This is a genomic window from Nocardiopsis trehalosi NBRC 14201 (assembly GCF_001552555.1).
Lineage (GTDB): Bacteria > Actinomycetota > Actinomycetes > Streptosporangiales > Streptosporangiaceae > Nocardiopsis_B > Nocardiopsis_B trehalosi.
This window is the reverse complement of sequence record NZ_BCRK01000244.1, coordinates 1-7,486: the sequence shown is the minus strand read 5'-3', so window position 1 is coordinate 7,486 and position 7,486 is coordinate 1. Positions and strand designations below refer to the sequence as shown.

At 75.9% G+C, this 7,486-nt stretch carries 6 protein-coding genes; 2 read left to right on the top strand and 4 right to left on the bottom strand.

The features are described from left to right. Nucleotides 1-17: 17 nt before the first annotated feature. From NT8_RS26070 to NT8_RS26055, 4 genes are all read right to left on the bottom strand, one after another. Complete coding sequence (locus tag NT8_RS26070) at nt 18-686, bottom strand: response regulator (RefSeq protein WP_084469295.1); 669 nt, start codon at nt 684-686, stop codon at nt 18-20. Nucleotides 687-729: 43 nt separating this feature from the next. Next, nucleotides 730-1,827: a sensor histidine kinase gene (locus NT8_RS26065; RefSeq protein ID WP_067975132.1), complete on the bottom strand. Its 1,098-nt coding sequence runs from the start codon at nt 1,825-1,827 to the stop codon at nt 730-732. Nucleotides 1,828-2,326: 499 nt separating this feature from the next. Continuing rightward, the gene (locus NT8_RS26060) at nt 2,327-3,958 is read right to left on the bottom strand and encodes an FAD-dependent monooxygenase (RefSeq protein WP_084469294.1); all 1,632 of its coding nucleotides are present in this window, start codon (nt 3,956-3,958) and stop codon (nt 2,327-2,329) included. Between the two features lie 199 nt (nt 3,959-4,157). After that, nucleotides 4,158-4,610, bottom strand: a complete 453-nt coding sequence (locus tag NT8_RS26055) for a MarR family winged helix-turn-helix transcriptional regulator (RefSeq protein ID WP_067975129.1) — start codon at nt 4,608-4,610, stop codon at nt 4,158-4,160. 164 nt (nt 4,611-4,774) lie between these two features. Between NT8_RS26055 and NT8_RS26050 the strand changes: the two genes are divergently transcribed. Together NT8_RS26050 and NT8_RS26045 are read left to right on the top strand one after the other, a co-directional pair. Then, the gene (locus NT8_RS26050) at nt 4,775-6,352 is read left to right on the top strand and encodes an MFS transporter (RefSeq protein WP_067975126.1); all 1,578 of its coding nucleotides are present in this window, start codon (nt 4,775-4,777) and stop codon (nt 6,350-6,352) included. A 150-nt stretch (nt 6,353-6,502) separates the two neighbouring features. Next, on the top strand, nt 6,503-7,303 hold the full coding sequence (locus NT8_RS26045; protein WP_067975119.1) for an AfsR/SARP family transcriptional regulator: 801 nt from the start codon (nt 6,503-6,505) through the stop codon (nt 7,301-7,303). Nucleotides 7,304-7,486: the final 183 nt, after the last annotated feature.

Below are 7,486 nucleotides of genomic sequence, written 5' to 3'. Positions count from 1 at the left end.
CCTTCAAAAAACACTCCCTAGGTGTACATCGGGGCCCGGTGCGCCGGGGGGACGGTCACGGGCGAGGCGATGATGCCCGCCGCGATGGCGATGTTGGCGGCCTCGACGCGCGACTGCGCGGCGAGCTTGTCGAAGATGTTGCGCATGTGGCGCTTGACCGTGCCCTCGGTTATCCCGAGCCGGCGGGCGATCTGGTGGTTGCTGCGGCCGCGCGCCGCCAGCTCCAGCACCTCCAGTTCGCGCGGCGACAGCGGGCCCTTGGCCTCCGGCTCGGAGAGGACGTCGGAGGTCATCGACAGGGTGACCCGGCCGTTGGGCACCGCGGCCTCGCGCACGGCCGAGGTGAGGACCTGGCCGGTGACGGTCTTGTGCAGGTAGCCCCGGATGCCCAGGGGGAGCAGGTCGCGGGCGAGCCGGGCGTCGTCGTACATGGTCAGGATGAGCACCTGGGTGCCCGGGGAGAGCCGGCGGATGGCGCGCACCGTCGCGCGCGGCTGGTCGTTGCCGGGCATGTGGATGTCGAGCAGCACCACATCGGGGCGGTGCTCCTCGATGCCGCGCAGGGCCTCGGTCGTATCGCTCGCAACACCGACGACGCGGAGATCGTCCTCCATGTGCAGAAGTTCGGTGAGAGCATTCCTGAAAAGGGTGTGGTCGTCGGCTATCAGCAGTCTGATGTTCTGCATGGTCTCCTGCCGCTCGTGCGTCCGCCGGGACCGGCGGAGCGGTTCATTCGGCGAGGGCCGCGACCCCGGAGGGGTCGGGGCCGGGGTCGGGGGCGTCCGGCAATGGGGCCCACAGCCACATGCGGGTGCCGCTCCCGGGTGCGCTCTTCAGCCGGCATCCGCCGCCCAGCCGCTCGGCCCGCTCGCGCATGGCCCGCAGGCCCCCCGTCGCCGCGGAGGCGGCGGACGCGGCGTCGAAGCCGGTGCCGTTGTCGGTGAGCCGCGCGCTGACGCGCCTCTCGGTGATGGTGATCCGGATGGAGATCAGGGTGGGGGACGCGTGGGTGAACGCGTTGCGCAGGAACTCCCGGACGACGAGGAACAGCTCGTCGCGGTGCCGGCCCGGCAGCAGGTCCTCCTGGCCGGAGAACTCGATCACCACCGGGATGCGGTGCGGGTTCAGGGCGTGCGCGCACTTCTGGATCGACGCGTGCAGGCCGTCGGGCCGGGGGAAGGTGGAGCTGAGCCCGGAGACCAGGTGGCGGGTGTAGGCCGCGGCCTCCTCCAGCGACTCCTCGATGGCGGTGACCCGGCGGCCGTCGCCGCGGCCGTCGAGGCCCTCGCGCCGGTGCATCTCCAGGTGCCGGAACGCCAGCGCCAGGCTGCCGCCGATCCGGTCGTGGATCTCCACGGCCAGCTTGCCGTACTCGGCGGCCGTGGCCTGCTCGACTCGGCGCGCCACCTGGGTGTCGTGGCTCTCGGCCAGCGCCCGGGTGCGCCGCGCCGAGCAGCGCGTGAGCACCAGCGCCGCGCGGACGAACAGCGGGTGGCGCTGCCCGCCGGGCAGCCCGGCGGTCAGCCGGCCCAGGGCCTCCAGGGCCACCGCGGTCAGCTCCCCCGCGGCGCCCAGGAGGTCGCCGAGCGGCGCCGCCGGGCGGCGGCCGGCCGGGCCGGCCGCCGCGTCGGCGTCGCCGCGCAGCTCCCGGCAGGTGTCGTCGAGCACCAGCACGGCCTGCTCGCGGGCGTCCGGCCACAGGGCGGGGTCGGTGCCCAGGGGGTTGCCCGCCTCGGCGAGGCGGGCCCGGTAGGCGGCGAGGACGTCGGGTACGGCGGCCGCCAGCCGGCGGCCGGCCAGCCGCTCCAGTTCGTCGAGGTCCGCCATACCAGTCCTCCCAAGTACGACTCCGGCCGAGGGGCGGCGAACGGTGCCCGCCCTTCCGTCGACATTCTCGAAATCCTCCGCCGGAGGGTCGGTACCCGATACCGGTGGTTCAACATTTGAGTTTTCCGCCGTTCGGTGCTCCGTCATAATACGCGCCGCCCACGACGGATCACGGGTGCCGGGCGACCATATCCGGTCGTGTGTCCTTTGTCGCCCTCCGGCGCTCCTCCCTTTCCGGCCGCTTGGATTCTAAAAGCCCTGGAGTTGGAAACTCCAGGGCTTTTCGGTGATGATCGCGCTACGTTCGGTAGTGAGAATGCGGCGAGAAAGTCCGCGGTGTTCAATTGTGCGTTCCGCGTCATTGTGCGAAACATTCACGACCACTCCGCGAATTGTCCCGGCGGGCGCGGCGGCCCGGGGGCGCACGGACCCCGGGCCCGGGGGCCGCACACCCCCGGGCCGGTCGGCGGTGCCGTCCCCACGTCCACCGCGCCCCCGGTCAGCGGGCCGCCGGTCCGGCCGCGTCGGCCGCCGCCACCGGGTCGGCGAGCGGGTCGGGCGCGACGGCCAGCAGGTCGAGCACGGCCCCCAGGCGGCCCAGCCGCGCCGGGGGGAGGAGGGCCAGCAGGTGGCCGTCGGGCCGGGTGACGGCGACCAGCGGCCGCGGGCCGAGCGCCGCCGCCAGCGGGCCGCGCGTGCCGGCCTCGACCACCGCGGCCCGGCCGGCCGCGGCGCCCGAGGCGCGCTCGGTGAACGCCGCCCAGCCCGGCCGCGGCGCGTCGCCGGTCCCCGGGTGCAGCAGCACGGTCAGCCCTTCGGCCGCCACCCGCACCCACCCGCCGCGCGGGCGCGCGGTGGGCTCCTCGCCCGGCCCGGCGACCAGCACGGGCAGGCGCTCGCCGGGCGAGGCCGGCGCGCCGGCGCGGACGGCCGGCCGGTCCGCCCCCGCCCCGGTGTCGACCGGCCGGTAGCGGACGGTGGTCTGGCCGATGATCGGCGCGATGGTGCGCTGCACCACGCCCGAGGCGTGCGCGGCGCGGAACACCGCGTCGCGCGCCGCGATCTGCGCGGGGCGGGTGAAGAACCCCCACCGGGTCTGCCGCGCGGTGGACCACGCCGCCTGGTGGGCGGCCTCGCGCCGCTCCCGGTCGTAGCCGGAGACGGCGGCCTCGGGCAGCCGCCCGGTGAGGACGCCGCCCAGGCGCCACCCCAGGTTGGCCGCGTCCTGCAGGCCGGTGTTCATGCCCTGGGCGCCCGCGGGGCTGAGCGTGTGCGCGGCGTCGCCGATCAGCAGGCAGCGGCCGCGCCGGTAGGTGTCGGCGATGCGCGCGTGCACCTGGAAGGTGGTGCTGAACCGCATCTCGCCGATGGCGTTGCGGCCCGGCGCGCGGGAGTCGAGCAGCGACTGGAAGAACTCCCGGGAGGGCGGCGGGGCGCCCTCCTCCGGGTGCGGCACGCTGACCGCCACCCGGGAGACGTCGGGGCCCAGCGGGCCCAGGGCGAGGCTGCCCTCGGGGGTGTAGCAGTAGCTGACGACGTTCATCGGGGCGTCCCCGGTGAGCCGCGCGTCGGTGATGGAGAAGCTGACCTGGAACTGCTCGCCGGCGAAGTCGACGCCGAGCAGCCCGCGCAGGGTGCTGTGGGCGCCGTCGGCGCCGACGATCCAGGAGGCGGCCACCTCCTGGGTGGTGCCGCCGGGGCCCGCCAGCACGGCGACCGGCCGGGGGCCGTCGATGCCGTGGACGGCGGTGAGCCGGGCGCCGCGCTCGATCTTGCCGCCGAGTTCGGCCAGGCGCTCCTCGATGGCGCGCTCGGTCTCGCTCTGGGCGATGCCGACGGCGAACGGGTAGGGGGTGTCGGGCAGGCGGGTCATCCAGGCGGTGCCGAGTTCGCGGCCGCTGGAGAAGAACCGCACGCCCTCGATGCGGTGGCCGCGGTCGACGAGGCGCTCGGCCACGCCGGTGCGGTGCAGCACCTCCAGCACGCGCGGCCACACCACGGCGGCGCGCGAGTGGGCGGAGTGCTCGCGGGCGGCGTCGACCAGCCGCACGGGCACCCCCTGCTGGAGGAGGTCGCAGGCGAGCAGCATGCCGACGGGGCCTGCGCCGATGATCACTACCGGGTCGTCCATGAGGGGCACCTCTCCACCCGCCGCGAGGGGCGGGGCCGGTCGAGTGGGCGGGGATGGGCGGGCCGGTCGGGGCGTCGCGCCGCCGGCACCGCCGTGGACGCTAGCCCGCGGGGGGCGCCGCGCAGGGGCCCGCTCCGTCCGAAGTGGGGGGCGGATGCCTCCAAAGGGGCAGTGGGCGCCGGGACGCCCCCGGGCGGCGTCACCGGCCGCCGCCCAGGGCCTCGGTACCGCGTTGCAGCAGCGCGCGCAGCACGCGTTCCTCCTCGGGGGTGAAGGCGGCGGTCAGCCGCCTCTCGACGGACAGGGCGGCGGCGTCGGCCGCGCGCAGCAGGTCGGCGCCCTGGGGGCTGAGCCGGGTGACCAGCGTCTGGGCGTGGGTGGCCGAGGGGTGGCGCTCGATGAGCCCCTTGGCCTCCAGGGTCGACAGCAGGGAGGCCATGCTCTGCGGCGTCACGCAGGAGGCGCGGGCGAGCTGGGCGCCCGACAGCCCCGGCTCCAGGGACAGGGCGTGCAGCACCGCGTACTGGGCGACGGACAACCCGAAGGGGCGCAGCGCCTGCGCCTTCTCCGCCATCAGCGCCTGCTCGGCGCGTTTGACGAAGGTCCCCAGCCGCGCCTCCGCCGCCTCGGCGATGCGCTCCTCCGCGTTCATGGCCTCTCCTGTCGCCCGCCCCCGCGGGCCGCCGCGCGCCTCGCGGCGCCCGGTGTGAGATCGGTCAGTACGGGTTGACGCTGGGATCTTATACTGATTGCATGTCTCCTGAATATAAGAGTCCTTATATTCGACAGACATATGCCACCGCGAGGAGCTCGAACATGAACGCCAACCCGGCGGCGCCGCCCGAGCGCCGCACCCGACCGGTCCTCACCCTGATCGTCGTGTGCGCGGCGATCGTGCTGATCCCGGTGACCGCGACCGGGGCGTCGGTGGCGCTGCCGGACGTCGGCCAGGACCTGGCGACCGGCCTCGCCGCCGCCCAGTGGGTGGTCAACGCCTTCTTCCTCAGCTACGGCTCCTTCATGGCGGTCACCGGCTCCCTCGCCGACCTCACCGGCCGCCGCCGCATGTTCATGATCGGCGTCACCCTGTTCTGCGCCGCGATGGTCGTCGCCTCCTTCGCGCCCAACATCGGCGTGCTCATCGGCGCCCGGGTGCTCGCCGGCATCGGCGCGGCCGCCGCCACCACCGGCGGCAGCTCGCTGCTCGCCCAGGCGTTCCAGGGGCCCGCCCGCACCCGCGCGTTCGGCTTCTTCGGCACCGCCATCGGCCTCGGCCTCGCCTTCGGCCCCCTCATCGCCGGCGTGCTCGTCACCTCCCTCGGCGGCTGGCGCGGGTTCTTCCTCGCCGCCGCGCTCGTCGTCCTCGCCCCGCTGGCGGCGTCCCCCTGGCTCACCGAGTCGCGCGACGACCACCCGGCCGGCCTCGACTGGACCGGCGCGGTCACCTTCACCGGCGGCCTGTCCCTGTTCGTCTTCGCGTTCGTGCAGGGCCCCGAACTCGGCTGGACCCACCCCGCGGTCCTCGGCTCGTTCGCCGCGTTCGCCGTGCTGATGGTCGCCTTCACCATCGCCGAGCGCCGCGCCGCCCACCCGATGTTCGACATCACCCTGTTCGCCCAGCCCCGGTTCCTCGCCATCTGCGCCATGCCCGTGCTGCTCGCGTTCGGGTTCGTCGCCCTGCTCCTCGTCCTGCCGCCCTACTTCATGGCGGTCGACGGCGTCAGCGCCCAGTACGCCGGCCTGCTGCTCGTCCTGCTCACCGGCCCCACGCTGATCGTGCCCACCATCGTCGGCGCCCTCGCCCAGCGCATCGGGCAGCGCGCCCTGCTCGTCGCCACCCTGCTGTTCGTCGCGGCCGGCACCGCCTGGCTGACCGTCATCGAGCCGGGGGTGGGCGTCGCCGTCCTCGCCGGGCCGATGCTCGCCATCGGCATCGGGTTCGGCATCTCCCTGGCCATCCTCGACGGCGCGGCCGTCTCCTCGGTCGCCGCCTCCCGCGCCGGCATGGCCGCCGGCATGTTCAACACCATGCGGCTCGCCGGCGAGGCCATCGCCGTCGCCCTCCTCGGCTCGCTGCTCGCCGCCGTCACCCAGGCCCGCCTCGCCGACACCGCGGGCGCCGACGCCCAGGCCGCGACGGCCCGCCTGCTCCAGGGCGACATGGACGGCGCCGTCGCCGCCGTCCCCGCCGCCCTGCGCGACGGCTTCGCCACCACCGCCGGCGCCGCCTACACCGACGCCCTGCACATCGGGCTGTGGGTGCTGTGCGCGCTGTCCGTCGTCGGCGCCGTCGCCGTGGGCGTGCTCATGGGCGGCCGCCCGCCCGCCGACGACGCCGCGGCCCCGGCCGCGCCCGCCGGGGACGGCCGCCGCGAGGCCCTCGTCGAGGGCTGACCACCTGCCGCTCCGCCCGCCGCCCTGCCTCTTTGGAGGCAGGGCGGCACGTCTTTGGGGAGTCTGGCGCCCCGCGCGGGCGCGCGGTGGGATGGGAGCGTACGCCGGACCGCTCCGGCGGTACGGCCACCAACGGGGGGAGACCCACCCATGTCGCAGGAGTTCCGCTTCTCGCTGCTCGGTCCCGTGCGGGTGACCGCCGGCGGCACCGAGCACCCGCTGCGCGGGCCCAAGGCCAACGCGCTGCTCGCGCTGCTGCTGCTCAACCGCTCGCACGTGGTCGACGTCGCGACCCTCGTGGACGAGTTGTGGGAGCACGACCCGCCCCGCCACGCCGTCAGCACGGTGCGGACCCACGTGTACCACCTGCGCCGGGCCCTCGGCGCGGCCGGCGTCGGCGGCGTCCTCGCCACCCGCCCGCCCGGCTACACCGCCGAGATCGGCCCCGACCGGCTCGACACCGAGGTCTTCACCCGGCTCGTCGCCGACGGCCGGCGCGCCCTCGCCGCCGGCCGCCACCGCGACGCCGCCGACAGCAGCGCCGCCGCGCTGCGCGCCTGGCGCGGCCGGCCCCTGGAGAACGTCGCCGGCGGCCGGCTGCTGCGCGGCCACGTCCGCCGCCTGGAGGAGCTGCGCGTGCAGGCCCTGGAGCAGCGCGTCGAGGCGCGCATGCGCATGGGCGAGCACCGCGCTCTGGTCCCCGAACTCCGGGACCTGGTCGCCGCGCACCCGCTCAACGAGTGGTTCCACGCCCGCCTCATCGAGGCCCTGCACCGCTCGGGGCGGCGCGCCGACGCGCTCGTCGCCTTCCTGGAGGTGCGCGAGGTGCTCGACGCGGAACTGGGCGTGCCGCCGTCCGCCGAGCTGCACGCGCTCCAGCACAGCATCCTGGCCGACGACCCGCACCCGGGCGCGGGCGCCCGGCGGGCGGTGCTCGCCGCCGCGCCGTGACGCCCGCGCCCCGCGCACGCGGTCGGCGGACCGGCACCGCCGCCCCGCCGGCCGCCCTTCCGCCGGGTCGCTAGTCGCGCCAGGACCGCGGCGACCGGTAGGCCCCCGCCCGGGTCCACGGCGCCCGCGCCGCCGGGGCCGCCGCCCCGGGGTCCGCGCCGCCGGGCCGCAGCACCGACGCCA

What these genes read in the sequence shown, in the direction of transcription:
- NT8_RS26055 (WP_067975129.1), bottom strand. Translation starts at nt 4,610, where the DNA reads ATGAACGCGGAGGAGCGCATCGCCGAGGCGGCGGAGGCGCGGCTGGGG.
- NT8_RS26060 (WP_084469294.1), bottom strand. Translation starts at nt 3,958, where the DNA reads ATGGACGACCCGGTAGTGATCATCGGCGCAGGCCCCGTCGGCATGCTG.
- NT8_RS26050 (WP_067975126.1), top strand. Translation starts at nt 4,775, where the DNA reads ATGAACGCCAACCCGGCGGCGCCGCCCGAGCGCCGCACCCGACCGGTC.
- NT8_RS26070 (WP_084469295.1), bottom strand. Translation starts at nt 686, where the DNA reads ATGCAGAACATCAGACTGCTGATAGCCGACGACCACACCCTTTTCAGG.
- NT8_RS26045 (WP_067975119.1), top strand. Translation starts at nt 6,503, where the DNA reads ATGTCGCAGGAGTTCCGCTTCTCGCTGCTCGGTCCCGTGCGGGTGACC.
- NT8_RS26065 (WP_067975132.1), bottom strand. Translation starts at nt 1,827, where the DNA reads ATGGCGGACCTCGACGAACTGGAGCGGCTGGCCGGCCGCCGGCTGGCG.